Genomic DNA, 25,741 nt, shown 5'->3' with positions numbered 1-25,741 from the left:
GATTATCCGTACAACTCCGTACGCGGTTAGTTACCATGACGGCGAGCTGTTGGGCGGGGCCTTGAGGAGGCGCTCGTTGCAGGAGCAAGGACGCATCACGACCCGCGAGGAGTTCGCCCAGGCATTGACCCGGCTGCGCGAGTCGGCCGGAGTGTCGGTGCGCCAGGTGGCGGCCAAGGTGGGTCCGCGCATCGCGCCCAGCACGCTGGGCGACTGGTTCGCCGGGCGCGGTCTGCCCTCCCTCTCCTCGCGCGACCTGCTGGTCGAGGTCCTGCGGGTGTGCGGGGTCAGCGACGAGGCGGCCGTCGAGCAGTGGCTCAACGCCTGGCATCGAGTACGCCGTGCGCCCGGCCGGCGCCCGGCGGGGCCGGAGCCGTACCGGGGTCTGGCGCCGTTCGAGACCGAGCACGCCGAGTGGTTCTTCGGCCGCAAGGCGCTGACCGGGGAGCTCCTCGCGCGCCTGACCGAGCTGGGCGGCCTGCAGCTCGTGGTCGGCGCGTCGGGCTCCGGCAAGTCGTCGTTGCTGCGGGCCGGGGTGGTGCCCGCGCTGGGCCGGCGCACGGCCGTGTTCACTCCCGGGCCCCGCCCGATGGCCGCGCTGGCGGAGCAGTGGGCCGCCCGCCCCGAGGTGCTGATCGTGGACCAGTTCGAGGAGATCTTCACGGTCTGCGAGGACCAGGAGGAGCGCAGCAGGTTCGTCGCGGCGCTGAGCGCGGCCGCGGAAGAGGCGGTGGTCGTGGCCGGGCTGCGCGCCGACTTCTACGGCCCGGCGATGCGTCACCCCGAGCTGGTCGCGGCGATGCGGTCAGGCCAGCTCGTGGTCGGGCCGATGAGCGAGGACGACCTGCGCGCCGCCGTCGTGGAGCCCGCGCGCAAGGCCGGCATCGAGATCGAGAGCGGCCTGGTGGAGCTGCTGCTGCACGAGGTCGCCCCGGCGCGCGGCGGCGCCGACGGCGAGGCGCACGAGGCCGGTACGCTGCCGCTGGTCTCCCACGCTCTCTACGCGATGTGGCGCGAGAGCCACGGCAGGCGGCTGACCATCGGCGACTACCGCAAGGTCGGCGGCATCGGCAGGGCCGTGGCCGACAGCGCGGAGAAGGTCTACGAGGGCCTGAGCGAGCGGCAGCAGGAGCTGGCCAGGAGGCTTTTCCTGACGCTCGTCCACGTGGCCTCCGACATCGCCGCCACCCGCAGGCGCGTGACGATCGCCGAGATCCTGGCCGACCAGGCGGAGGCCGAGGAGGTGCTCGACCGCTTCGTGGCCGAGCGCCTGATCACCGTCGATCTCGACACGGTGCAGATCAGCCACGAGGCGCTGCTCACCGCCTGGCCCCGGCTGGCGGGCTGGCTGGAGAGCGACAGGGCGGGGCTGGTCGTCGGCCGCGACCTGACCGACGCCGCGGCGCGATGGGCGGATGAGGGGTACGACCCGGGCGCGCTCTATCGCGGATCGCGGCTGGCCGTGGCCGGCCTCTGGGCCGACGGCGCCGGGCCGTACGCCGCGCCCGGGCCGCTGGCCAGGCAGTTCCTGGAGGCGTCCGCCGAGCGCCAGGCGGCGGAGGCCGAAGCGGAAAGGCGCGGCACCCGGCGGCTGCGCCGGCTCGTGGCCGTGCTGGCGGCGCTGCTGCTGCTGACCGCAACGGCGGTGGTCCTCGTGGTACGCGGGCAGCGCGACCTCGCCGACCAGCGCAACGCGGCGTTGTCCGGCAAGGTCGCCAACGAGGCGGTGGCGTTACGCGCGGGCAACCCGGCGCTGGCCGCGCAGCTCGCCCTGGCCACCCAGCGGCTCGCGCCCACCACCGAGTCGCGCGGCGCGGTGCTCAGCACGCTGGGCAACCCCTACGCCAGGGTGCTGACCGCGCATGCCAACGCCGTCTACGCGACGGAGTTCAGCCCGGACGGCAGTCGGCTGGCCACGGTGGCGCTCGACGGGACGCTGCGGCTGTGGGACGTACGCGACCCGCTGCGGCCGAGCGCGCTGTCGTCGGTCGTGGGCGACGCCAAGGGCATCGCCGCCGCCGCGTTCGCCCCGGGCGGGCAACTGGTGGCCACGGCCGGCAACGACAACACGGCCCGCCTCTGGGACGTGCGCGATCCCGGGCGTCCTGTGGCGCTGGGCACGCTGGCCGGGCACACGATGGGCATCATCGGGGTGGCTTTCAGCCCGGACGGCACGGTGCTGGCGACCGCCTCTTACGACCGTACGGCCAAGCTGTGGAATGTGGCGGATCCGCGCAATCCGTACCTGTTGAGCACACTCAAAGGCGCGCCGGAGGCACTGTCCGCCGTCGCCTACAGCCCCGGCGGCCGGACGCTGGTGGTCACCACGTTCGCCGCTGATGTCATGCTCTGGGACGTCAGCGATCCGCGCGATCCCGAGCGCCTGCCCGACCTGCGCGGGCACACCGCCTCGGTGCTGTCGGCCGCCTTCAAGGGCGACACGCTGGCCACGGGCGGCTTCGACAACACGGTGCGGCTGTGGGACCTGCGCGATCCCCTGCATCCTGTGGCTCTGGGCACGCTCACCGGGCACGGGAACGGCGTGGTCGCCATCGCCTTCGGCCCTGACGGCCGCTCCCTGGCCACCGGCAGCTACGACCGCACGGTGCGACTGTGGGACCTGACCGACCTCCGCGCCAACCCCGTCGTCATGACCGGGCACTCGGGCACCGTCTACGCCGTGCACTACAGCCCGGACGGCCGCACGCTCGCGACCGGCGGCGGCGACGACACCGCCCGTCTGTGGGACCTGAGCCGGCCCGTCCTCGGCGGCCACCGCGGCACCGTCTACGCGCTCGCCTACAGCGGCGACGGCCGCCTGCTCGCCACCGCCGGCCACCCGGTGACCAGGGTGTGGGACGTGTCGGGCCGGCCCCGCCCGCTGGCCACGCTGGACGGCCAGGAGAACGGCACCACCACCGTCGCCTTCGCCAGGAACGGAACGCTGCTGGCCACCGGCAACCTGGACGGCTCCGTACGCCTGTGGGACCTCTCCGCCCCGGCCGGCCCCAAGCTCCTGGCCGAGATAGCGGCCGACATCGGCAACGTCTTCGCCGCGGCGATCAGCCCGGACGGCCGGAGCCTGGCGGTGGTGGGCGAGGAGTTCGACGTGCTGGTCTGGGACATCTCCGACCCTCGCCGGCCGGTACGGCGAGCCGCCGCCAAGGGACACGAAGACAGCGTCAACGCCGTGGCCTTCAGCCCCGACGGCCGGCTGCTGGCCACCGGGGGCGGTGACCGGACCATCAGACTGTGGCGCACCGCCGGCCTGACCCCGGTGGCCGTCGTCAAGGGTCACGCCAACACGGTGTACGCGCTCGCCTTCGACCGCACGGGCACACTGCTGGCGAGCGGCAGCGGCGACCGGACGGCCCGGCTCTGGAACGTGCGCGCCCCCGGCCGCCCGGTCGCCATCCTGCGGGACCACTCCGACAGCGTGCAGTCGGTGGCGTTCAGCCCGGACGGCCGCACGCTGGCCACCGGCAGCGACGACCGGACCGCGATGCTGTGGGACGTCGCCGACCCGGCCCGGCCGGCGGCGCTGGCCACGCTCACCGGGCACCTGGAGGAGGTCAACAAGGTGGCCTTCAGCCCGGACGGCGGCACGCTGGCCACGGTATCCAGCGACTCCACCGCCCGCCTGTGGACCGTCGATCCCGGCCTCGCCGCCCGGCGAATCTGCGCGCTGGCCTTTCCGCCGGTCACGCGGGCCGAGTGGGACGAATACCTGCCCGGCGTGCCGTACGAGCCGCCCTGCTAGGCCGGTTGATTTGGGAGCGGCATTCTGCAAGTCCTCGTCCCCGTCCCCGATGCCCTTGATCGGAGGGGACGAACTGGCGACCTGAACAGCCGAGATGGGTTCGGGTTCCCGCGTGAAGCGGTCTCGCGGGCGTCCATCGTCGTATATGGATGGTTAACATCATGACAAGTAAGGGGGCACATGCCATGACCGTTCTCGATTCCCCTATCCCGCGATTCCACCTGGCCATGCCGGTCGACGACCTGGCCGCCGCGCGCCACTTCTACGGCGAGGTGCTCGGCCTGGAGCAGGGCCGCAGTGCGGACACCTGGGTGGACTGGAACCTGCACGGCCACCAGTTCGTCACGCACCTGGCACCGGGTCGCGCCCAGCGGATACACAACCCGGTCGACGGCCACGACGTCCCGGTGCCGCACTTCGGCCTGATCCTGACGATCCCTGAGTTCCGCAAACTGGCCGACCGGCTGCGTGCGGCGGGCACCGAGTTCGTCATCGAGCCCCATGTGCGCTTCGAGGGACAGACCGGCGAGCAGTGGACGATGTTCCTGCTCGACCCGGCGGGCAACGCCCTGGAATTCAAGGCGTTCGCCGACGACTCCCAGGTCTTCGCCGCCTGACCGCGAGCGAGGGCTCCGGGTGTGAAGAGGATTCCGGGCTGCGGGCAATCAGCGCTGATCGCTTCTCGAGAAAGGCGCCTGATGCATGCCCCCGACCCACACCCCTCCCTTACGGATGGCTGAAGGAACGACCGACGCATCGATCATCGCGAAGTCACGTCACGACCCCGACTCCTTCTCGATGATCTTTGATCGGTACTACAGCGCGATCCACCGTTACGTGGCGGCCCGGCTGGGGACGGTCGCGGCCGACGACGTCGCCGCCGAGACCTTCCTCGCCGCGTTCGACCAGCGTGACCGCTACGACCTGAGCTGGCCGGAGGCGCGGGCCTGGCTCTATGGCATCGCCACCAACCTGATCGGACGCCACCGGCGCGGCGAGATCCGGCTCTACCGGGCGCTCAGCCGTTCGGCGACCCGGGAGGAGGTGGCAAGCCACGCCGACCGGGTCGCGGATCGGGTCTCCGCCGAGCGGCTGAGCCCAGCGCTGGCGCGCGGGCTGGCGGCACTCCCCAAAGGGGACCGGGACGCGTTGCTGCTCGTCGCGTGCGCCCAGCTCAGTTACGCGGAGGTGGCACGCGCCCTCGACATCCCGATCGGCACGGTCGGCTCCCGCGTCAACCGGGCCAGGCGCAAGCTCCGCAGGACGTTGGGCACCACGGCAGAGGAGGCAATGAACCATGGATGAGCTGCGCCAATTGCGCGAGCGCCACGACGCCCTGCCGGACCCGTCTCCGCGCAGCGTCGACCAGGCCCGCACCCGCCTGTCCGCCCACATGAGCAAGCCCGCCGCACGACGAGTCCTGGCCGCGCGCCGGCTGCCGGTGCGGCCTCTGTGGGGAATCGGCCTGGCCGGGGCGGGCGCCGCCGCGATACTCATGGCGAGCATGGTGGGCAATGGCGCGCTGCCGACCGCGCCTCCCGACCAGGCGACGGCTCAGCACACGAAGGAGAGCACGCCGCCACCGCAGGAGCTGCGGCTGCGCACGGTGGCCAACGCCCGCGACCTGGCCGACAACGCCGCGGCCCTGGCGGCGGCCGACGGCGGCACCACGCCCGCCCCCACCCAGTGGGCGTACCTCAAGTCGCTCACCGCCGAGACGCGGACGGACGGCGGTGAGTGGCTGACCGGCTTCCCCAAGAAGACGGCGACTCACGAGCTGTGGCGCCGGGCGGACGACAAGCGGTTCGCCTCGATCGAGAACGGCAAGCTGAAGGTCTACAAGGGATCGGAGTTCGAGGTGGCGTACCCGTTCCTGCTGTCCCTGCCCACCGACCCCGGCGCGCTGCTCGACCGCGTCAACGAGCAGATCGAGGCGGAGGCGGTCAGGCTGCAGGAGAGCCAGTACGAGAGGCTGAAGCAGCGGCTCGGTGACGAGCGCAAGGCCAAGCAGGCCCTCGGGCCCCCGGCGAGCACCGAAGTGAAGCGCATGTGGGCCTTCCAGTACATCGCGCAGGGCATGCGCGACGCGGTGCTGCCGGCCAAGCTCCGCGCCGCCATGTACGGGGCGATGGCGCGGATCCCCGGCGTCAAGTACGAGGCGCGCGCCTCGGATCTGGCCCGGCGGAAGGGGGTTACCCTCTACCGGGTCCACAGCGGCTATCTGCGCGACGAGATCTTCATCGACCCCAAGACGTACGCGTACCTGGGCTACCGCACCATCGCCGTCCGCGACCACGACAAGGACTTCTTCACGGTGAAGAAGGGCCAGATCACAGGCTGGGACGCCGTGCTTGAGACGGCCCTCGTGGACCAGGCCGGCCGCCGCTGACGCCGCATGTGCCGGCGCCGGGGCCGGGTCTCGGCATGCTCTCGAGAATTTCTCAAAGGGCTGCGAGCACCGCGCGGGTGAACTCCTCGGTGCCGGCCGTGCCGCCGAGGTCGCGGGTACGGACGTCGCCCTTGGCCAGGACGGCCGCGATGGCCGCCAGGCCCTCGTCGGCCGCCGCGGCATGCCCGAGGTGCTCCAGCATCATGGCGGCCGACCAGATGGCGCCGATCGGGTTGGCCACGCCCTGGCCGGCGATGTCGGGTGCGGAGCCGTGCACGGGCTCGAACATCGACGGGAACTCCCGCTCCGGGTTGAGGTTGGCCGAGGGGGCGATCCCGATGCTGCCCGCGACCGCGGCGGCCAGGTCACTGAGGATGTCGCCGAACAGGTTGGAGCCGACGATCACATCGAACCGCGACGGCTGCAGCACCAGCTTCGCGCAGAGCGCGTCGATGTGCTCCTGGTCCCAGCGCACGCCCGGATGACCGGCCGCGCGCTCGCTGACCAGCTCGTCCCAGAACGGCAGCGTGTGCACGATCCCGTTGGACTTGGTGGCCGAGGTCAGATAGCCGCTGCGGCGGCCGGCGAGCTCGAAGGCGTAGTCGAGCACGCGCGTCACCCCCGCCCGGGTGAACACCGCCTCCTGAATCGCCATCTCCTCCGGGAAGCCGCGGTTCATCCGGCCGCCGATCTCGCTGTACTCCCCCTCGGTGTTCTCTCTGACGACCACGAGGTCGATCGCCGAGCGTACGGGGCTCTCGATGCCTTCGAAGAGGCGGACAGGGCGGAGGTTCACGTACTGGCGGAAGGCGCGGCGGATCGGGATGAGCAGGCCCCAGAGCGAGATGTGGTCGGGCACGCCGGCCGCGCCAACTGCGCCGAGGAAGATGGCGTCGTGGCCGCGCAGCCGCTCCAGGCCGTCGGGTGGCATCATGGCGCCCTCGCGGCGATACCGCTCGCACGACCAGTCGAACTCGGTGAACCGGAAGTCGAAGCCGTGCCGCCGGCCCGCCGCCTGTGCCACCTCCAGAGCCGCCGGGGTGACTTCGAGCCCGATGCCGTCTCCTGGGATCACGGCGATGTGATGCGTCGTCATGCTCTTGATTCAATCGGCGACGTCCGCAGGCGTCCAATCTCCGGCGAATTTCCGGCATCCATTGATCACACCAATGGGAGGTGCCTATAACTCAAGTAACCGACACGTAAGGAGCAGCTGATGAACTCCGGCGGCCCGAGAACCGATGTCGACCAAGCCCTGCTGGGCCACGCCACCTACCGAAGCCTCGGCGAGCAGAAACTGTCGCCGGCCGAGGAGAGATTCGAGAAGGGCAGGCGCACCACCGGCATGTGGCTCGCGCCGCTGATCACGGTGGTCTTCCTCCTGCTGCCCCTCGACATGGACGCCAAGCAGCACACGCTGGCGGCCATCCTGCTCGGCGTCATCGTCCTGTGGGTCACCGAGCCCGTGCCCATCCCCGTCGGCGGCCTCATCGGCGTCGGCATGATCGTGGTGCTCGGGGTGGTCTCCGCGACGGACGCGCTCGCCCCGTTCGGCTCCTCCACGATCTTCACCTTCATCGGGGCGTTCATCCTGGCGCAGGCGATGCTCAAGCACGGCCTGGCGCGCCGGTTCGCCTTCCGCATCCTGTCGCTGCCCGGCGTGGGCCGCTCGACGTTCCGCCTGATCGTCGCGTTCGGCGCCATCACGTGCCTGCTGTCGGCGTTCGTCTCCAACACCGCCACCGTGGCGATGCTGCTGCCCACGGCGCTCGGCATGCTCGCGGTCATCGCCAAGCTGCTGCAGGACCGCGGGCTGGTGGCCGCCGACTTCAACCCGCTGCGGCTGCGGGTCGGCGCCGCGCTCGTCCTGATGCTCGCCTACGGCGCCAGCGTCGGCGGCCTGCTGACCCCCGTCGGCAGCCCGCCCAACCTGATCGGCCGCGGCCTCATCGAGGAGGCCACCGGGCAGCGCATCTCCTTCGCCCAGTGGATGATCACCGCGCTGCCGATCTGCGCGCTCATGTTCGTCGCGCTCGCGGCCGTGCTGTTGCTGCTCAACCGGCCGGAGATCCGCAAGATCGAGGGCGTCGAGGAGTACGTACGCTCCGAGCGCGCCGCCCTGGGCCCGCTGTCGCGCTCGGAGAAGAACACCCTCATCGCCTTCGGCATCACCGTGTTCCTCTGGATCTTCCCGGGCGTGATCGCGCTGTTCGCCGGGACGGACTCCGCCCTCTACACGACCATCAGCGGCCGGCTCAACGAGGGCATCGTGGCCGTGCTCGGCGCCTCCCTGCTGTTCCTGCTGCCGACCGACTGGGGCAGGCGCGAGTTCACCCTCAACTGGAGCGACGCCGCCCGCATCGACTGGGGCACGATCGTGCTGTTCGGCACCGGCATCATCTTCGGCTCCCTGCTGGAGGACACCGGGCTGGCCAAGACCATCGGGAATTCGGCCGCCTCGGCGCTGGGGCTGAGCAGCGTGTTCGCCATCACCGCCTTCGCCGTGGTGCTGGCCGTGCTGGTCTCGGAGACCACCAGCAACACGGCCTCCGCCGCCGTCGTGGTGCCGATCATCATCCCGATCGCGGTCGCGGCCGGGATCAACCCGTTCGTGCCCGCGCTGGCGGCGACGTTCGCGGCGTCGTTCGGTTTCATGCTGCCGGTCTCGACGCCGCAGAACGCCATCGCGTACGGCTCCGGCGTGGTCCCGATCACCACGATGATCCGCTCGGGCGTCAGCTTCGACGTCCTCGGCGCCATCCTGATCATCCTGGTCCTGCCGCTGCTGATCGTGATGACCGGCATCGGCGGGTGACGAGCTCAGCGCCTGCGTCTTTTCCCATGGCGGCCGCGAGCGCCCGGCCGCGAGCTCTCCACGAAGCGCAGGCGGTGGGTCCGGGCTCGTAGCGGCTCGGCCACCAGCCTGCGCAATTCGTCCATGCCGATCTCGGCGGGATGGCCGGAGCGCACGACCGCGTCGACGATCTCCGGTGCCTCCCGTCCCGCGATCTGGGTGACCTGGTTCATGACCTCGTCCGGCCCGCCCAGCTCCAGCAGGGTGAGCAGTCCTTCGGCCATCAGCAGCAGGTGCTCCTCCGACGTGAGGTCATCAGGTTGCAGCGCGCCTTCCTCGATGAGAGCGGTCACGGCGATGGGTCCCAGCGCCCGATCCCCGCGCAGCCGTCTGAGGAGCAGCTGGTCGTCGGGCCGCGCCTCCGCCAGGGCGTTGAGCATGGCGGCCGCCCGGGTGCGGAACGGGCAGGCGCGGATGGCCTCCAGCAGCGGCTCGACGTCGCCGCCGTGCGCGGCCAGCCAGCCGTCCAGCTCCATCATGGCCGCGTCCGGCGTGTAGTGCTCGGCGAGCACCCCGAGCAGCTCGCCCGGGGCGGCCTGGGCCAGCTCGCCGACCAGCGGTGCGTCCCGGCCCTCCGCGACCATCCACTCCCGCATGCCGCGCACGCCCAGCGGCGTCAGGCTCACGAGCAGGCCCGGCTCGGCGAGGCGGGCACGCAGGCGGTCCCGCGCCGGCGGCGGCAACACCTGCTCGTCGTCGTCGAGGTCGCTGGAGTAGAGCTCGTCGGCCAGGCCGTGCGCCAGCTCCACGGCGCCCAGCTCGGCCAGCGCCTCCAGCGCCGCGATCAGGTCCCGGTCGACCTCCTTACGCCACAGGTCGTGCCGGGCGTCATCGTCGTCTATCTGGAAGTTCTGCTGGCAGGCCAGCCAGACCGATTCCTGGAGCCGGGCGAGGGGGACCCTGCCGGGCAGGCCGTACACGCTGTTCAGCACGTCCGGCATGGCCGCGTCGAACTCCTCCACCAGCATCGACGCGTTGCTCCACCCCGACGCGGTCGTCTCCAGGCCCAGGTCGAAGAAGGCCTCGAAGGCCCGCGACCACAGGTGCTCCGGATCGCGCAGGAGGGGTGCGGCCTTGGCCACGCGGACCAGGCGGCCTTTGTGCGCGCGGACGATGCGGAGGTTCTTCGCCCATTCGAGCAGGAAGTTTAGCTTGGGCAGCTCCGCGGCGCTGCGGACCTTGAGGTCCTGCTCGCCGGTGCCGAGGAGCTCGGCCAGCTCGCGGGCGTCGGCGAGGCGGAGGTTCCCGGCGGTGGTGAGCGGCCGTCCGTCCTTCCCCGCCCAGTCCGCCAGTGCCGTCAGCCGCCGTACGGTCTCGCTTCGCGCCGCGGCGGCGGCGAGCTCCGGCGCGGGCGGGAGGGCGACGGGAGGCTGGGGGAACGCCCGCTCCTCGCCGAGCCCGGGGTCGAGGAATCGCGCCTCCGCGATCTTTTCGAGCAGGCCGGCGTCGTACGCCACCCGCCCCGCGTCGATGTCGCGCTGGAACCTGTTGAGAGCCTTCTGATCGGTGAGATCGACCCCGTTGTCGAGCGCCACCTGCGCCCAGAACTTCGCCAGCCCCAGGCGCAGCGGGTCGTCCAGCACCGCCGGGTATTCCTTCGCCGCCTCCTCGACGGCCGGCTCCAGCTCGGCCGGCGTGGCGCCGCGCGGATCACGCAGCCCTGTCGCGTCGAGGTAGCGCAGCAGCGTCAGCAGGGTTTCCGGCGCGGCCTCGAGCACCTCCCGGGGCGCGACGACGTAGCGAGGGATCCATTCCCCCAGCAATCGGCCCACCTGCTCGGCGTTCCAGAACGCCAGCCGCCCGTCCGTGCTGCGGTGGCGCGCGTCCAGGGCAGCCTCCAGCACCGAGGAGTCGGCGTGGAGCCCGCGGTCGTCGGCCCAGGCGAGACAGCGGCGGATCAGCAGGTCCTTGGCCGCCTCGAACTCCTCATCCTCGTCAGGGTCGAAGAAGGTCCGCATCATCCGCTCCGTCTGAAGTGGGGGGCATGACACACAACATTAGTGGCCGCGGGGCGTGATCCGGATGTCGTTCCATTGCCCCGCCCGCACTTCAGGAGCTGATGTCGTGGCGCGCCACCGCCGTCTTGGCCTTGTCGACCGCCGCCTGGTCCAGGCCGCCGATCTGGAGGTCGAAGCGGAGCTCCCGCCCCGACACCGGCTCCACCGCATGGACGGTGAGCAGCCCCGTCTCGCCCATGAAGAACGTGATGTGGATCGGCGTCCCCTTCGGCAGCTCGGGCGGCAGGTCGCGGAGCTTGCCGCGGCCGATCAGCGTGTTGTCGGCCAGCTCCTCCGAGCTGTCCCGCCCGCTCTGCTCCCACACCTCCACCTCGATGACCGGCTGATCATCCAGCACTGTGGTGAACGTGACCGGCCCGCTGTCCGCGGGCAGCCGCGTGCCGGCGGGCAGCAGGTGGATGACGTACGTACGCGCCCGCATCGGATCGGTCCGCGCCAGAGGATCGTTGTGGTCCAGCACTCTGACCCCGAAGCCACGCGGGATCACGGTGGTCACCCGCCGCGACCGCATGGACTCGGCCTCGGCCGCGGTGATGCCCAGCCGATCGGCCTGCCGGCTCTGCCTGGCCAGTGCGAACATCGCCGCCCCGCGCACCACCGCCAGATCCGGCTCGTGGTGTCGCGGCGTCCTGCCCAGCAGCTCCTCCAGCCGGGCCGCGACGGCAGGCAGCCGCGTCATCCCGCCCACCAGCACCACTTCGTCGAACTCGGTGACCCCGTGCCTCCGGGCCCGCTCGACCGTCTCCTGGGTGATCTTCATGGTGCGGTCCAGCAGGTCGGCGGTCAGCTCCTCCAGCCGCCGCCGGGTCAGCTCCACGCGGGCGACGGCCCCGGCGAAGCGGAGGTCCTTGTCTCGGGTCGGTGCGCTGCTCAGCTCCTCCTTGAGCTGCTCGGCCTTGATCCACAGGTCCTGCATGAACACCTCGTCGGCAGTGGGAACCAGGCCCGGATGCTGCTCGGCGAACGCCTCCAGCAGGTACGCCCTGATCCTCGCGTCCCAGTCCGCGCCCCCGAGCCTGTGGTCGCCGTCGGTGCAGATCACGCTCGCGTCGACGCCGTCCACCCGGATCACCGAGATGTCGAACGTGCCCCCGCCCAGGTCGTAGACCAGCAGATGGCGTACGCCCTCCGCCGGAGGCCCCGAGAGCGCGGCGGCGACCGGCTCGGCGAGGACGTCCAGCGCGTTCAGCCCGGCGATCTCGGCCGCCTGGCGGGTGGCCTGCCGCTCGGCCACGCCGAAGTACGCGGGCACCGTGATCACCACATCGCGTACCGGGTGGCCGAGCCGCCGCTCGGCCGCGGCGGCCAGTTCTTTGAGGATGAGCGCGGAGATGGACTCGGGGGTGTATCTCGTGCCGTGGAAGGCGTAGTCGGCGTCCTTGCGGCCCATCTGCCGCTTGACGAGCTGAACCGCCAGGTCGGGGGCCAGCAGGGCGGCGTTCTTGGCGGCGGCGCCGACCACGACGCTGTCCTTGCGTTCGAAGTACACGACCGAGGGGGCGGTGCGTATGACCACGGGGTGTCCCGCGTCGTCAACGTACGCGATGCACGATTTGGTCGTGCCGAGATCGATTCCGAACGCCGTCACATCAGCTCCCTTGGTAGGTGAATGCCGCCCACGACGTCGGCCGTCATCGGCTCCAGCCGCTGGTGCACGCGGGCCCTCCGGACATCGTGTGTTTCCTCGCTCAGCTGTGGACCGGCCAGCTCGGCAGCCAGCGCGGCCGGGACCTGCAGTGCCGCTGCCGCCAGCGTTTGAAGTCGTCGGCGATCCGGTTGGAGCTGCGGCGCAGCTCGCGTTCCACCGCGTTGAGGTCGCGCCTGCGCCAGTCAGGCAACCGCCGTAGCAGTAAGCCTTCTATGGCGTCGGCGACGGACTCGGTCCGCTGGTGCCGCAGCGCGACGCCCAGCGTGACGAACGCCGTCACGGCGACGCCGATCGCCTGCTCCCCTTCGAGGCCCCGTCGCATCCCGGCCAGGTAGTCTTCCCTGATCTCGCTGGGCATCCGCGCGAGCAGCATGGCCAGCGGCCGGTCCGGCGGCAGCGCGGCCAGCAGCGTCACCAGCCTGATGCGCAGATAGCTCCTGATCACCGCCATGCCGGGCTCGTGGTACGCGGCCGTACCGGGAGTGTCGTACGCGGCCAGGAGCGCGTCGCCCGCCGCGAGGCACTCCTTCTCGTTGTCGCCCGCCTTGACGAATTGCCGCTCGGCCTGCCGGATCCGCGCCATCGCCCGGAGCCGGTCCCGCAGCTCGATCGGCAGCATCCCGGCCAGCGGCAGCGACGTCAGAAGGTCGCAGAGCGCGCCGTAGGACTCCAGCTGACGCCGGCCGCCGTTCTGCGCCGGCCCGGGGAAGGGCGCGTCCAGCAGCGGCGCCACCCAGCCGGCGAGCACCGGATCGCCGAGCGCCTCCGCCGGCAGGCGCATCAGCATGGCCCGCGCGTCGCTCAGCGACCAGCCGTCCGGCCAGAGCGTGCGCAACAACGCCTCGTCGAGCCCGCGGGCGGCCAGCACCGACAACGCCGTGTCCACCCGCCGTTCGGGGTGCCTGCGGGCGTGGGCGATCAATGCGGCCTCGTGCAGCGCGGGCGACGCAGCCAGCTCCGCGCCGGGCACGACCGCGTCCAGGCCGGCCTCGAACACCGCGTAGAGTGCCGTCCCGCCGGCCGCCGCGCGATCGAGGCATTCCAGCACGCCCGCCCGCAGGTCGGGCCAGCGCTTCACGGCCTCGTACGTCCCGGGTCGCGGTGGTGACCGAAGCAGCTCAGGTCCGATCGCGCGCAGCCCGCAGTCCCGCAGCACCCGCGCATCGGGACGGACCTCGTGCGCCGCGGCCAGGTCCAACAGCCGCACCACGGCAGCCGCATCGGCCCCGGCCAGCGCGCGATCGTACCGCTGCCGCGCCGACTCCCGCGCCCGCACCGACCGCAGCGCCCGCGCAGTCCCTGGGGTCGCGCCCCTTTCCCCTGCGAGCGCATCCGCGATCTGGGTCGCGAGCAGGCGTTGCTCGGTCAGAGCGAGCAGTTCGGCGAGCCCGCCGGCCGCCGCCGCATCGGCGAGCCCGGCCAAGTGCGCAGCCGACACCGCGTCGTGTTCGAGGGCGGCGGCGCCGATCCGCCCCACCGCGTCACCTCCGAGGCGTACCGCGTGCTCGCCCAGCCAGCCGCAAACGGCGTCCAGATCCGCAGGCCCGACACCCACACCCCCGTCCAGCAGCGCCGCCGCGACCACCGGCGCGTACCAGTCGGCCAGCCGCACCTCCCGCCCCACCCCCAGCGCGACCGCCTGCCGCCACAGGGACTCGGCCGCCACCGCCCCTGCCGCCGCCAACAGCTGGGCCACCGGCCCCACCTCGACCTCAGAACAAGCCCCGGCGGTGAAGTCGAACAGGTAGAACGCCTGGAACGCCCGCTCGTCGGCGACGATCTCCGCCCCGGGCAGCGTGCCGATCAGGTGGTGGCGGCTGCCGGACGGCCGGAACTGGTAGGTCGCGAACGACATCCGTCCCACCAGCGGCGGCGGCAGCAGGAAGGACACCGCGGCGATCCACCGCGCCACCTCGTCGGCATCGGCGGCGAGGATCACGACCGCCCGCTCCCGATCCAGCACCGCCCGCTCGGCCGCCGCCAACAGCGCAGGCAGCATCGCGCGCCCCGCGACCTCGTCCAGGAAGTCGTCGACCACGTCCCGCCGCAACGGCCCCCAAGGCAGCGGCCCCCGTACCAGCGGCAGCTCGGGTTCGGCCACCACCTCCCGCGCCCACACCCCCGCCCGCCACAGCGCGATCGGCGGCGGTCCCGGCCAGGAGCCGCCGTGGACCGGCACGAGCGCGTGCGCGAACCCGGAGTGGCCGGTGCAGGCCACGATCGGCCGCGGCCCGGGCACGAAGCACAGGTTGACCGGGCAGCCCTCGATCTGCGCGGGCGCCGGCGAGTGCCCCGGTGTGCTGGGCGGCTCGTACGAGCTGAGCGCCTCCACCGCACTCATGACCTCCGCCGGCACCCCAGGGGTCACCGCGTTGAACCGGGAGCCGGCTGAACCCGGCAGCCCTGTCCGGCACGAGGTGTAGTAGAGCTGGTGGAAGTCCATGTCACCCCTTCGTCGGCGGGAGGGCGTACAGCCGGCTCAGCAGCCACCTCCAGATGCGTCACTGGGATACCGCACGCCAGGCCGGCATCGTTACGGAACGCAAGCCGTCGTGCGTGAGGAGTAACACATTGAACACCAGGGCCGCCCGAAGTTCATGGCGAACTCCGCCATTGGTCTGAATAGACCCGGGTAACGACCATGTACCACTCGGCTCCGCATACGCGTCGGATGCGGCCCGAGGCGGGCGGCCACCCATGCCGCTCCACGCTCCAGCAGGCCCGCGTCCACCGGACGGCTGTACTGCTCGCCGTAGGTGCGCAGAGTGGCCGGGCCGAAGTCGCATCGCCGACCCGCCAGCGCACCGCCCTGGGGTCGCCGCAGGTTACGGCGTGGGGTTCGCGCGGCACCAGTCGAGGGTGGCGGCGATGGCGTCGGTATGCGGGGTCGCGGCGAACGGGCCGAAGGTGTGCGTGAACTTCGAGGTGTCGGCTACAAAGGGGCGATCGCGCTGGTACCAGGTCTCGCCGAGGGCGCGGACGACGGGATTCACCAGTCCGATGAGGCGTTGCATGGGGCGCCCGACGGCTGCCGTTTTGCCGGGGTGGCCCAGTTCGGCGAACACCAGGTCGAGGAACTGCCTGCCCGTCACGGCCGGTGCCGTCGGAAGGTGCCACGCCTGGCCGTCCGCCCGTGCGTCGTCGCCGAGTGTCACGAGCCCCTTGGCGATGTCGGGCAGGTAGCTGAGTGTGTGGGGCTGGTCGAGGAGCCCGACCCAGCGGGCGACCTTCCCGGCGAGCGCGGCGGCGAACACCGTCGTGCCGACAGTGGTGTTGATACCGCCGGGACCGTAGTAGTCGGAGGCTCTGCCGATGGCGACGCGCAGCTCGCCGGAGCGGTGTGCCGCCAGGAGTGCCTCGGCCATCTCGGCGCGGACCCGGCCCATGGGATTGCGGGCGGCGTAGGGCATGTCCTCGGTCATGGGCCTGTTGACGGGGCCGTACATGTACAGGTTGTCGGCGAAGACCAGTTTGGCGCCCGAGGCGGCCGCACCCTCGCGCACCGCGTCGGTCATCCGGGGGAACTCCTGCACCCATCGGTCGTAGGCCGGGGCGGCACAGTGGTAGACGACGTGGGCGCCGTAACAGGCGGCTTTGGCGCCGGCGGTTGTGGTGATGTCCCCCTGGTGGACCTCGACACCGGGCAGCGCCGGGACCCGGCCGCTGCGGTTGACCGCGCGGACGCGGTGTCCCCGGGAGACGAGCTCGCGGACCACGGAGCTGCCGACGGCACCTGCGGCGCCGAGGACGACGTGCAGGTCTGATACAGCGGACACAAGGGCCTCCCGAAGTGGTTCTCCCTGGGGCTCATGGTCGGCCGCGGGGAGAGATTTTGTTTGGCAACAGTGTTATGAAACAGCGTTGCGGTATGATTGTCAAATGGCCCGCCCCCGCACACGCGATTACGACGAGCTGCGCCGAGACCTCCTGGACGCCGCCGGGCGACTGCTCGCCCAGGAAGGCCCGCAGGCGCTGAGCACCAGACGAGTGGCCCAGGAGGTCGGTACGTCCACGAAGGCCGTGTACAACCTCTTCGGCGACAAGGCCGGCCTGCTGCGCGCGATGTTCCTGGAAGGGTTCGCCCGGCTCGCCCAGAAGTTCGCCACGGTGCCGCGCGATGGCGACCCGGAGGCCGATCTGATGGCCCTCGGACACGCCTATCGGGCCGCCGCCCTGGCCAACCCTCACCTGTACGAGCTGATGTTCGGACGGCCCATCGCGGACTTCCGGCCCGACGACGCGGCCCTGGCGCAAATCCAGGGAACGTTCGACACCCTGGTCCGCGCCGTCGCCCGGTGCATCGACACGGGGCGGTTTGCCCCATCCGACCCCCACGATGTCGCGGTCCACCTCAACGCCCTGGTGCACGGACTGGCAAGCCTGGAACTACAGGGCTCCCTGGGCAGCGGCGATCAGGCCGACCGCCATTGGCGCATCGCCTTGGAGGCCACCTTCCGCGGCCACCGCACCCCGGTGCCGTGACGCTGGGACGGGCACGGCGCCGATCCGCGGCAACACGTCGAAACGGCTCAGACCATTTCAAGAACAGCCCATTGTTGGTAAATGCGGAGAGTTGAGGGAGAAGCGCCGGGTAGAGGCGCAAACGCGCAGTTCAGGGCAGTAGCGGCCAGCGATGCGTCTTGTCGAAGCCGCGACAGACGGCGTGCGCCGTCCTCTCGTTGGTGCGCTTGATCAGAGGGAGGGTGATGTGACCGCCTTCAAGCCTGGCAGCGAACCGCTGACCTCACCGCTGGCGCCGGTCAGCGTCCGGCCCAAGGGGACGGTGATCGCCGCCTGGCTGTCATCGACCGATCACAAGGTCATCGGTTACATGTACCTGATCGCCTCGTTCGTCTTCTTCGCCCTGGCCGGCATCATGGCGCTGATCATCCGTGCTGAATTGATCCAGCCGGGTTTGCAGGTGACCAGCAACGAGCAGTACAACCAGCTGTTCACCATGCATGGCACCATCATGATGCTGCTGTTCGCCACTCCGCTGTTCGCCGGGTTCGCCAACGTGGTCATGCCGTTGCAGATCGGCGCGCCGGACGTGGCCTTCCCGCGGCTGAACGCGGTCAGCTTCTGGCTGTTCCTGTTCGGCGGGCTGATCGTCGTCAGCGGTTTCTTCACCAGTGACGGGGCCGCGGACTTCGGCTGGTTCGCCTACACGCCGCTGTCGGACTTCACGTACAGCCAGACCGTGGGCGGCGATCTGTGGATCATGGGGCTGGCGCTGGCCGGCCTCGGCACGATCTTGGGCGCGGTCAACTTCTTCACCACCATCGTCTGCATGCGGGCGCCCGGCATGACGATGTTCCGCATGCCGATCTTCACCTGGAACGTGCTGCTGACCAGCATGCTCGTCCTGATGGCCTTCCCGGTGCTGGCCGCCGCGCTGCTCGCGCTGGAGGCCGACCGCAAGCTCGGCACCCACGTCTACGACGCCGACAACGGCGGGCCCATGCTCTGGCAGCACCTGTTCTGGTTCTTCGGCCACCCCGAGGTCTACATCATCGCGCTGCCGTTCTTCGGGATCATCACCGAGGTCATCCCGGTGTTCAGCCGCAAGCCGATCTTCGGCTACGTCGGCCTGGTCGGCGCGACGATCTCCATCTCCGGCCTGTCGATGGCCGTGTGGGCACACCACATGTTCCCGACCGGGCAGGTGCTGCTGCCGTTCTTCTCCTTCATGACGTTCCTCATCGCGGTGCCGACCGGGGTGAAGTTCTTCAACTGGACCGGCACCATGTGGCGAGGACATCTGACGTTCGAGTCGCCGATGCTGTTCTCCGTGGGCTTCCTCATCACCTTCCTGCTGGGCGGACTGACGGGGATGATCCTGGCGTCGCCGCCGCTGGACTTCCACACCACCGACACCTATTTCGTCGTGGCGCACTTCCACTACGTGGTCTTCGGCACCGTGGTGTTCGCCATGTTCGCCGGGTTCTACTTCTGGTGGCCGAAGATGACCGGCAGGATGCTCGACGACCGCCTCGGCAAGATCCACTTCTGGATGTTGTTCATCGGCTTCCACACCACGTTCCTGGTGCAGCACTGGCTGGGCGTGGCCGGCATGCCACGCCGGTACGCCGACTACAGCGCCGCCGACGGTTTCACGGACCTGCACCTGGTCTCCTCGATCGGCGCGTTCATCCTGGGTGCCTCGACGCTGCCGTTCCTCTACAACGTCTGGCGCACCGCCCGCCACGCGCCCCGCGTCACCCTGGACGACCCGTGGGGGTTCGGCAACTCACTGGAATGGGCCACCTCCTGCCCGCCGCCACGGCACAACTTCCACAACATCCCGCCCATCCGCTCCGAACGGCCGGCCTTCGACCTGCACCATCCGCACACACCCCATGGCGTTCAAGCCGATGAGGAGCCCGCACAGGAGGAGAACAAGCCATGACACGCCGCAGCCTTACCTGGGCGCTGTCGCGTCGCTGAGCGATGAGCCTGTCCGATCGGGAGCGCCGGCTTCTCGCCGACATCGAGCAGAATCTCCGCTGGCACGACCGCGCCTTCGCCCGCCGCATCGACGCGCTGAACGCCGCGCCACTCCGGAAGGGCCCGCAGCGCTCTGCCTGCTACGTGAGCCGGCGGGAGATCGTCTGCCTTCTCCTCACCGTGATCATCTTCACTCTGCTGTCGGTATTGATCACACTCACCGCCGGCAGCGGCCGCAGCACCTCCCCGCCATCACCGTCACCCGTACGTTTGACGAGCGGCAGTGCCGACCGCTTCCCGCTCTCACCCCCATCGATATCCGAGCGCCGGAGCACATCACCTTCCCTGCCTTTGCCACCTGACCCGATACCGGGCGTGGCGCCGGCGTGGCCCCACGCGCCGACGATCGTGACGCGAGAGGGCAATGGAGAGCTCCGACAGCTACCACCGGCTGGGTTCCCACCGTCCCTGCCCTCGTACTGAGCTTCGCCGGGGTTCTCCTGGGCGCGGTCACCGGGTGGCTGGGCGGCGAGCTGGTGGATCGCCTGGGCGTGGGAGTGGACGAGGGCGCGCACGTCAACGCCCCTAGCTCGGTTTTCCCTGTTTCGCGGAGCGTATTTTCCCTGTTTCGCGGGCTCCTTGCGCCCCGAATCGCCGATCCGCCGTTGGCCTATCTCGCCGCCCGCGATGCTATGGTCCCGCCATGGATCAGGAGCGATCAGCGGGACCGACCGGCTTCAGGTAGTGCGCCAGGAGATACCTGGCGGTGCTACCAGGGAGCCTGATGTCCCGCACTGCTCATCACATTTCCCGCTCGCGTTCCGACATCGGCGGCATGTCCGGCGACCCTTGGCGATCGGTGACGCTGGTCGATCTGCGTTACAGCGCCGCATGCCTGAAGCAGGGGCGGCAGGCCGGTCGCCGGCCACACCCGATCACCGTCCACCACAAGGTCGACGTCTACTCCTGGGCCAGGGCCGATCCTCGAGACCGCTCAGTATCGCAATGGGCCGACACTCAGGAGCGCCAAGCGCGGCAACGCCTGCGTCTGGCGCTCGAAGCGATCCGCCAAAGGGCCAACGCCACAGTCGGCGGTCGGCTGGCGGTCGAGGCAATAGATGAGCTCGAAGTGCACCCGGCGCGCCATCGTCACAACGCCATCTGGCAGTACTGATCGGAACCGTACCCATCGAATAAGTGGATTGCCGCAGTAAAGCCGGGCTCGGCGGACGTCCCCGTCACGTAGGCGCCTGAGCGAGCCGGCGCCGCCGCCTGGCCTTTACGTCAAGTTTCGGGCACAGGCGGTGGGCAGGGAGGCCAGCCGTTGGATCAGTCTCCGCCGACGGACACGAACCCGGTGCCGGCCTTGTAGTTGGGCGACTGGTGCCGGAAGTAGGTGTTGTAGACCTCGCAGTAGCGCCCGCCGCTGGCGAGTAGCGTCGCGTGATCGCCCTCCTCCACGATCCGCCCGTGATCCAGCACGATGATCCGATCCACGTGCTCGATCGTGGACAGCCGGTGCGCGATGACGATCGAGGTCCGCCCGGCCAGCACCAGATCCAGCCCTTCCTGGATCTGGGCCTCGGTCAGCGGGTCCACGCTGGCCGTGGCCTCGTCCAGGACCACGATCGCCGGATCCTGGATGAGCAGCCGGGCCAGCGCGACGAGCTGCCGCTGCCCCATGGACAGCGCCCGGCCGTGCTCGCCCACGTCCGTCTGCAGTCCGTTCGGCAGGGCGTCGATCCAGTCGCCACCACCGACCGCCGCCGCGGCAGCGCGTACTTCCTCATCTGTGGCGTCCGGCCGCGGGTAGCGGACGTTGTCCGCGACGGTGCCGCTGAACAGGAACGGGGCCTGCGGCACCGCACCGATCTGACGGCGGTAGCTCCCCAGCTCCAGGGTGCGGATGTCCTGCCCGTCGATCAGCAGGCGCCCCTCCTGGAACTCGTAGAACCGGGTGATCAGCTTGCTGAGCGTCGACTTGCCCGCGCCGGTGTGCCCGACGAGCGCGACGGACTCCCCGGCCTTGATGACCAGGTCGAAGTCGCGCAGCACGGGATGCGCGGGATCGTAGCCGAACGTGACCCCCTGGAACTCGATCCGCCCCGCCAGCCTCTCCGCCGGCCGCGCGTCGGTCTGCACCACCCGCGGCGGCGCGTCGATCAGCGCGAAGACCCGCTCCGACGCCGACAGCCCCTGCTGGAACTGCGACCAGAAAGCGGCGATGGACGTCAGCGGGAACCAGAAGAGCGCGACCCCTTGCAGGAACAGGTACCAGTCGCCGGCCGACAGCCCGTCCGTGACCACCCTCGTCCCGCCCACCTGGACGAGGCCCACGGTCGCGAGCCCGGCCACGAGGAACAGCACGGGGAAGATGGTCGAGAAGACGAATCCCTGCCGGAGCGTCACCTGGTAGCTCTGCTGGTTGATGGGCCGGAACTCGTCGTAGACCTGCTGCTCCTGGCGGAAGTTCTTCGCCACGGCGATCCCGCCCATGGTCTCCTGCAGGTTGGCGTTGACCCTGCTGAGGGAACGCTGCGCCCGCCGCGTGCTGGCCCTGGCCAGCCGCCGGAAGAGCAGTGCCAGCCCCACCACGATCGGGACCACGAGCAGCGTCAGCAGAGCCAGCTCGACGCTGCGCACGAACAGCAGGACCGTGACGAAACCCACCATCAGGATCTGGCTGATCAGGTCCATCGTCAGCGTGGACACGGTGGCGAAGTCGTCGGTGTCGGACGTCACCCGGCTGACGATCTTGCCGGACGGCGTCTCGTCGTAGAACGACAGGTCCCGCTCCAGCACCGCGTCGAAGGCGTCCTCACGCAGGCGGAGCACGACGTCGCCGGTGACCTTTGAGCTGTTGGACTGCCGTACGTAGTTGAACACCCAGGAAAACGCGCCGGCGAGCAGGATCCCCACCGTGAGCAGCCAGCCGATCTCGCCGATCGTGCCGTCCTGGATCGCGTCCACGCCCATGCTGCCCAGCAGCGGGATGGCCGCCTGGGCCGCGGACACCAGCACGATCATGAGCGCTACCAGGAACATCCGGCCCAGCTTGGGCCGGAAGTACGACAGGATCCGGCGCAGCAGCTCACGGTCGCTGTAGGTGCGGTCGTAGTCCTCGGCGTCGAGGCCGTCCATAAGGAAGCCCATCAGCGAACCCCTCCCTGCTCACCGGCCATGACGGCCTCGTCTTCGCCAAGCTCGACCTCGTCGTAGTGGGCGAAGACCCGCCGATAGAGGCGGCTACGCGCGATCAGCTCGTCATGCGTGCCGAAGTCGACGACCTCGCCGCGTTTGAGCAACAGCACCTTGTCCGCCCACCGGATCTGGGAGAGCCGATGCGTGATGAGCAGCGTCGTACGTCCGTCGAGAATGCGTCCGATCGCCTGCTGGATCTTGTCCTCGGTGGCGGAGTCGATGGCACTGGTCGAGTCGTCGAGCACGAGGATCGCCGGATCGGTCAGGAGCGCCCGCGCGATGGCCAGCCGCTGCCGCTGCCCTCCGGAAAGCGTGACTCCCCGCTCCCCGATGACGGTCTCGTATCCCTCGTCCAGCTCGTTGATGAACTCCGCGGCCTGGGCATCCTCCGCCGCCCTGACCACCGCCTCGTGATCGGCCCGCTGCCCCAGGCTGAAGCCGATGTTCTCAGCCACGGACCGCGAGAACAGCACGATGTCCTGCTCGATGGTGGAGATCTGGCCCCGCAGCGAATCGAGGTCCCAGTCCCGCACATCCACCCCGTCGACGAGGATCCGCCCGGAGGTGACGTCGTAGATCCGCGGGACCAGCTTGGTCAGCGTGCTCTTGCCCGACCCGGTCTCCCCGACGATCGCCACCGTCTCCCCCGGTTGCACGGTGAACGTCACCCCGCGCAGCGCCGGATCGCCGTCGTCGTCGTATCCGAACGTCACGTCCTCGAAGACGATCTCTCCGCTGATCGGCGCGGCATGCCCATCGCTCCGCTGCTCGATCTCGCTCTCGGACGTGATGATGCTCAGGATCCGCCGCGAGGACACGAGCCCGATCTGGATCAGCGAGAACGTGAAGATCGACATCTGCGTCGGGAAGCCCAGCATGCCCATGAGCCCCATGAACGCCACCACTTCGCCGATGGTGATCGCTCCCACGCCCTGGAGATAGAGGGCATGCCACATCGCTCCCGCCATGGCGAAGGCGAACAGGAGCGTGGGCAGGTAGCGTGCCTGGACCAGACCGTTGCGTACGAACGAGTCCCGGTAGAGCCGCGCGTTGGCGCGGAACCGCCGCCGCTCCTGCGCCTCCTGCGCGGTCACCTTGATCACCTCGATGCCGCGCACGGCCTGGTTGAGCCCCGCGTTGAGGTCGCCGAACTGTTCGCGCATGCGGGTCGAAACCGGGTTGAGCTGCCGCATGTAGTGCCAGAGGGCGACCACGAAGACGACCCCGAAGGCCCCGGGGACCAGCAGCAGCCGCGGATCGATCGCGGCGATGAAGACCAACGGCACCAGCCCGGTGAGGCCGGAGTCCACGATCAGATCGACACCCGGCGTGATCATGAAGGACAGCTGCCGGATGTCGTTGGCGGCCCGGGCCATCAGATCGCCGACCCGCTGCCGGTTGTGGAAGGTCTGGCTCTTCCCGAGCAGGCTCACATAGAGCTCATCGCGCGCGTCCCGCTCCAGCCGCTTGGCCAGGACCTCACTCGACAAGCGGGCAACGAGATCGAACAACCCGCGAGCCGCCACGATCGCGAGCAACGCAAGCGCGATCAGTCCGAGCGCGTCCAGCGGCTGACCCCGATTGCCCAGCACGGCGTCGAAGGCGTCGCCGGTGAACTGCGGAACCATGGCGTTGAGCACGGTCATGACCAGCGACCCGCCGAGGAATCCGGTCAGGGGCAGCGGTTGACGGCGCAGATGCGACCAGAGCCAACGCACTGGACCGCGCCGGTCATGGCGTGGGCCGGAGACTGAGAACTCCGAACTACTGGTAGTCACAGACACAGCCCCCCGGCCGCTGGTAAGCGAGACTTCGACCCTGCTTTCTACCACCGGCCACCGACAGTTTCCCATCGGTTTTCCCCCGCCCCGGTCTGGTCCAGGACGACCACCGGCTCCGCCGCGCCGTCGCCTCGCACCCGGCCATCGGGTGCGAGGCTGCCGATCACAGTGTGACCATCGGCGCGGTCGGAGCCGGTTTCAGAGCAGGTCGGAGCTCAGCCGGACGTCTTGGACGTGCCGGCCGGCTGGAGGCGGGACGGGGTCATGATCGGAGCGCCCCAGGAGAGCTTGTCCGTCGGCCACAGCTCACGCTGGCTCTTCTTCTTGAACAAGGTCTCGACTCTGCCGCCCACGGGGCAGCGGAAGCCGTGCGGAGGCACGGTCAGCGAGATCAGGTAGTTGTCGATCGGCACCGTGCTGCACTCGTCCTTGCCGTAGATACGGTGCCCCCAGCCCTCGTACGTGAGCAGGCGCGCCTTGGGGCCGAGCTGACGGGCCACGTTGGCGGACCAGGAATACGGGGTGGAGGGGTCGTGCAACGAGTTGCCCAGCAGGATCGGGGCACTGCCCGTGTAGCGAAGCCGGTGCTGCGGGTTGTTGGTGGGGTGGTTGAGGCAGACGGGCAGGTCCTCCATCGGCATCGGGTTGTACCGCATGTCCGGGGCCTGCCGGTTGGAGCTGCGCAACAGCGCGGCGTACTGCTTGTAGTTGCGCACCCGCAGGCTGTAGTCCTCGCAGAGGATCGTGGTCGGCAGCTGGGCGACCTCACCTGACACGGGCTGCCGGCCAGGCAGCGGGGGCACCCACTCCGGCGGCGCCCCGCCGTCCAGGGCGCGAAGTATCTCGCTCAGCAGCTGCCAGGCGGGACCTTCGGTGCCCAGCACGCCGTTCCACAGGACCTGGGTCTCGGTCATCGGGCGGTCTGTGACGCCGGGCCAGTACAGCTTGCCGTCACGCGCCTTGGCCAGGATCCTCTCCCACACCGCCCGGACGTCCTTCCCGTGCAGGGCGCAGCCGGGCTCCTGGTCGCACCAGCCGACGAACTGGTCGAAGGCGTCCTCGACGGCGGCGGCCTCGCTGTCGAGGAACGCCTTGACGCCGAGGCTGTGGTCCATGTTGCTGTCCAGGGCCATGGCCCGGATCCGGTTCGGGAACAGCTCGGCGTACATCTGGCCGAGCAGCGTGCCGTACGAGACCCCGTAGAAGGTCAGCTTCTCCTCGCCGAGCGCGGCGCGCAGGGCGTCCAGGTCACGCGCGACGTTGACCGAGTCGACGTGATCGTAGAGGGGGCCGGTACGGGCCCGGCAGTCCGCCCGCAGCTTCTTGGCGTAGGCGGTCCACTTGACGTAGTCGGCCTGGCTCTTCATGATGGCGTGCGGCATCTGGTTGTACACCGACGCCGAGCAGATCACCGGGTGACTGCGGCCCACGCCCCGCGGGTCAAAACCGACGATGTCGAACCGCTTGTGGATCTCCTCGGTGAAGAACCCGGGGGAGCTGTAGGCGAACTCCACACCCGATCCGCCGGGGCCACCCGGACCGAGCACCAGGGACCCGACCCGGGCTGCCTGGTCGGTGGCCTTGCGGCGCGCTACGGCCAGCTCGACTTTGGCACCGTTCGGACGGGACCAGTCGATCGGCAC

At 70.1% G+C, this 25,741-nt stretch carries 17 protein-coding genes and 1 pseudogene; 9 read left to right on the top strand and 9 right to left on the bottom strand.

The window, feature by feature from the left end:
• Positions 1-76: 76 nt before the first annotated feature.
• The 4 genes from ACTMTI_RS39965 to ACTMTI_RS39950 all read left to right on the top strand — a co-directional run bounded on the left by ACTMTI_RS39965 (position 77) and on the right by ACTMTI_RS39950 (position 6,149).
• Positions 77-3,760 carry an nSTAND1 domain-containing NTPase gene (locus tag ACTMTI_RS39965; RefSeq protein ID WP_441125977.1) on the top strand — a complete coding sequence of 1,228 codons (3,684 nt, stop codon included), beginning with the start codon at positions 77-79 and terminating at the stop codon, positions 3,758-3,760.
• A gap of 185 nt (positions 3,761-3,945) precedes the next feature.
• On the top strand, positions 3,946-4,377 hold the full coding sequence (locus ACTMTI_RS39960; protein ID WP_441125976.1) for a VOC family protein: 432 nt from the start codon (positions 3,946-3,948) through the stop codon (positions 4,375-4,377).
• A 181-nt stretch (positions 4,378-4,558) separates the two neighbouring features.
• On the top strand, positions 4,559-5,065 hold the full coding sequence (locus ACTMTI_RS39955; protein WP_441125975.1) for an RNA polymerase sigma factor: 507 nt from the start codon (positions 4,559-4,561) through the stop codon (positions 5,063-5,065).
• Positions 5,058-6,149, top strand: coding sequence for a CU044_5270 family protein (locus tag ACTMTI_RS39950; protein WP_441125974.1), 1,092 nt, complete (start codon positions 5,058-5,060; stop codon positions 6,147-6,149). The genes ACTMTI_RS39955 and ACTMTI_RS39950 overlap by 8 nt, the downstream gene beginning before the upstream one ends.
• A gap of 52 nt (positions 6,150-6,201) precedes the next feature.
• Here ACTMTI_RS39950 and ACTMTI_RS39945 read toward each other — a convergent pair whose 3' ends face one another.
• On the bottom strand, positions 6,202-7,245 hold the full coding sequence (locus tag ACTMTI_RS39945; protein ID WP_441125973.1) for a tartrate dehydrogenase: 1,044 nt from the start codon (positions 7,243-7,245) through the stop codon (positions 6,202-6,204).
• A gap of 120 nt (positions 7,246-7,365) precedes the next feature.
• Here ACTMTI_RS39945 and ACTMTI_RS39940 point away from each other — a divergent pair, with 120 nt between their 5' ends.
• Complete coding sequence (locus ACTMTI_RS39940; protein ID WP_441125972.1) at positions 7,366-8,964, top strand: SLC13 family permease; 1,599 nt, start codon at positions 7,366-7,368, stop codon at positions 8,962-8,964.
• A gap of 5 nt (positions 8,965-8,969) precedes the next feature.
• Here the strand turns inward: ACTMTI_RS39940 and ACTMTI_RS39935 are convergent, their stop codons facing one another.
• The 4 genes from ACTMTI_RS39935 to ACTMTI_RS39920 all read right to left on the bottom strand — a co-directional run bounded on the left by ACTMTI_RS39935 (position 8,970) and on the right by ACTMTI_RS39920 (position 16,445).
• Positions 8,970-10,964 (bottom strand): hypothetical protein, encoded by a 1,995-nt coding sequence (locus ACTMTI_RS39935; RefSeq protein ID WP_441125971.1) that lies wholly within the window; start codon positions 10,962-10,964, stop codon positions 8,970-8,972.
• 88 nt (positions 10,965-11,052) lie between these two features.
• A complete protein-coding gene (locus ACTMTI_RS39930) occupies positions 11,053-12,609 on the bottom strand; it encodes an Hsp70 family protein (protein ID WP_441125970.1) in 1,557 nt (518 codons plus the stop codon).
• 100 nt (positions 12,610-12,709) lie between these two features.
• The gene (locus ACTMTI_RS39925; protein ID WP_441125969.1) at positions 12,710-15,112 is read right to left on the bottom strand and encodes a GTPase-associated protein 1-related protein; all 2,403 of its coding nucleotides are present in this window, start codon (positions 15,110-15,112) and stop codon (positions 12,710-12,712) included.
• 382 nt (positions 15,113-15,494) lie between these two features.
• Entirely contained in the window at positions 15,495-16,445 is a 951-nt protein-coding gene (locus ACTMTI_RS39920; RefSeq protein ID WP_441125968.1) for an NAD-dependent epimerase/dehydratase family protein, read from the bottom strand.
• Between the two features lie 103 nt (positions 16,446-16,548).
• Here ACTMTI_RS39920 and ACTMTI_RS39915 point away from each other — a divergent pair, with 103 nt between their 5' ends.
• From ACTMTI_RS39915 to ACTMTI_RS39905, 3 genes and pseudogenes are all read left to right on the top strand, one after another.
• Positions 16,549-17,151 carry a TetR/AcrR family transcriptional regulator gene (locus ACTMTI_RS39915; protein ID WP_441125967.1) on the top strand — a complete coding sequence of 201 codons (603 nt, stop codon included), beginning with the start codon at positions 16,549-16,551 and terminating at the stop codon, positions 17,149-17,151.
• A gap of 256 nt (positions 17,152-17,407) precedes the next feature.
• Positions 17,408-19,078, top strand: a complete 1,671-nt coding sequence (ctaD, locus tag ACTMTI_RS39910) for an aa3-type cytochrome oxidase subunit I (protein WP_441126103.1) — start codon at positions 17,408-17,410, stop codon at positions 19,076-19,078.
• A 41-nt stretch (positions 19,079-19,119) separates the two neighbouring features.
• Positions 19,120-19,242, top strand: a pseudogene (locus ACTMTI_RS39905) (DUF3040 domain-containing protein); the annotation flags it as partial.
• A gap of 14 nt (positions 19,243-19,256) precedes the next feature.
• Here ACTMTI_RS39905 and ACTMTI_RS39900 read toward each other — a convergent pair.
• On the bottom strand, positions 19,257-19,691 hold the full coding sequence (locus ACTMTI_RS39900; protein WP_441126105.1) for a hypothetical protein: 435 nt from the start codon (positions 19,689-19,691) through the stop codon (positions 19,257-19,259).
• A 284-nt stretch (positions 19,692-19,975) separates the two neighbouring features.
• On the opposite strand from ACTMTI_RS39900, the gene ACTMTI_RS39895 reads away from it, so the two are divergent.
• Positions 19,976-20,290: a hypothetical protein gene (locus ACTMTI_RS39895; protein WP_441125966.1), complete on the top strand. Its 315-nt coding sequence runs from the start codon at positions 19,976-19,978 to the stop codon at positions 20,288-20,290.
• Positions 20,291-20,445: 155 nt separating this feature from the next.
• Here the strand turns inward: ACTMTI_RS39895 and ACTMTI_RS39890 are convergent, their stop codons facing one another.
• The 3 genes from ACTMTI_RS39890 to ACTMTI_RS39880 form a co-directional block, all read right to left on the bottom strand.
• The gene (locus ACTMTI_RS39890; protein ID WP_441125965.1) at positions 20,446-22,269 is read right to left on the bottom strand and encodes an ABC transporter ATP-binding protein; all 1,824 of its coding nucleotides are present in this window, start codon (positions 22,267-22,269) and stop codon (positions 20,446-20,448) included.
• Positions 22,269-24,035 (bottom strand): ABC transporter ATP-binding protein, encoded by a 1,767-nt coding sequence (locus ACTMTI_RS39885; protein ID WP_441125964.1) that lies wholly within the window; start codon positions 24,033-24,035, stop codon positions 22,269-22,271. Before ACTMTI_RS39885 ends, ACTMTI_RS39890 begins: the two co-directional genes overlap by 1 nt.
• A 278-nt stretch (positions 24,036-24,313) precedes the next feature.
• Positions 24,314-25,741 carry an alpha/beta fold hydrolase gene (locus ACTMTI_RS39880; protein ID WP_441125963.1) on the bottom strand — a complete coding sequence of 476 codons (1,428 nt, stop codon included), beginning with the start codon at positions 25,739-25,741 and terminating at the stop codon, positions 24,314-24,316.

It is taken from the genome of Nonomuraea sp. H19 (assembly GCF_052068215.1).
Classification (GTDB): Bacteria; Actinomycetota; Actinomycetes; order Streptosporangiales; family Streptosporangiaceae; genus Nonomuraea.
The sequence above is the reverse complement of the archived record's forward strand: the minus strand, read 5'-3'. Positions and strand labels throughout refer to the sequence as shown.

Bases quoted from the DNA above. Each gene is read 5' to 3' on its own strand.
- ACTMTI_RS39890 (WP_441125965.1), bottom strand. From the start codon at position 22,269: ATGGGCTTCCTTATGGACGGCCTCGACGCCGAGGACTACGACCGCACC.
- ACTMTI_RS39945 (WP_441125973.1), bottom strand. From the start codon at position 7,245: ATGACGACGCATCACATCGCCGTGATCCCAGGAGACGGCATCGGGCTC.
- ACTMTI_RS39925 (WP_441125969.1), bottom strand. From the start codon at position 15,112: ATGGACTTCCACCAGCTCTACTACACCTCGTGCCGGACAGGGCTGCCG.
- ACTMTI_RS39960 (WP_441125976.1), top strand. From the start codon at position 3,946: ATGACCGTTCTCGATTCCCCTATCCCGCGATTCCACCTGGCCATGCCG.
- ACTMTI_RS39915 (WP_441125967.1), top strand. From the start codon at position 16,549: ATGGCCCGCCCCCGCACACGCGATTACGACGAGCTGCGCCGAGACCTC.
- ACTMTI_RS39940 (WP_441125972.1), top strand. From the start codon at position 7,366: ATGAACTCCGGCGGCCCGAGAACCGATGTCGACCAAGCCCTGCTGGGC.
- ACTMTI_RS39955 (WP_441125975.1), top strand. From the start codon at position 4,559: ATGATCTTTGATCGGTACTACAGCGCGATCCACCGTTACGTGGCGGCC.
- ACTMTI_RS39950 (WP_441125974.1), top strand. From the start codon at position 5,058: ATGGATGAGCTGCGCCAATTGCGCGAGCGCCACGACGCCCTGCCGGAC.
- ACTMTI_RS39935 (WP_441125971.1), bottom strand. From the start codon at position 10,964: ATGATGCGGACCTTCTTCGACCCTGACGAGGATGAGGAGTTCGAGGCG.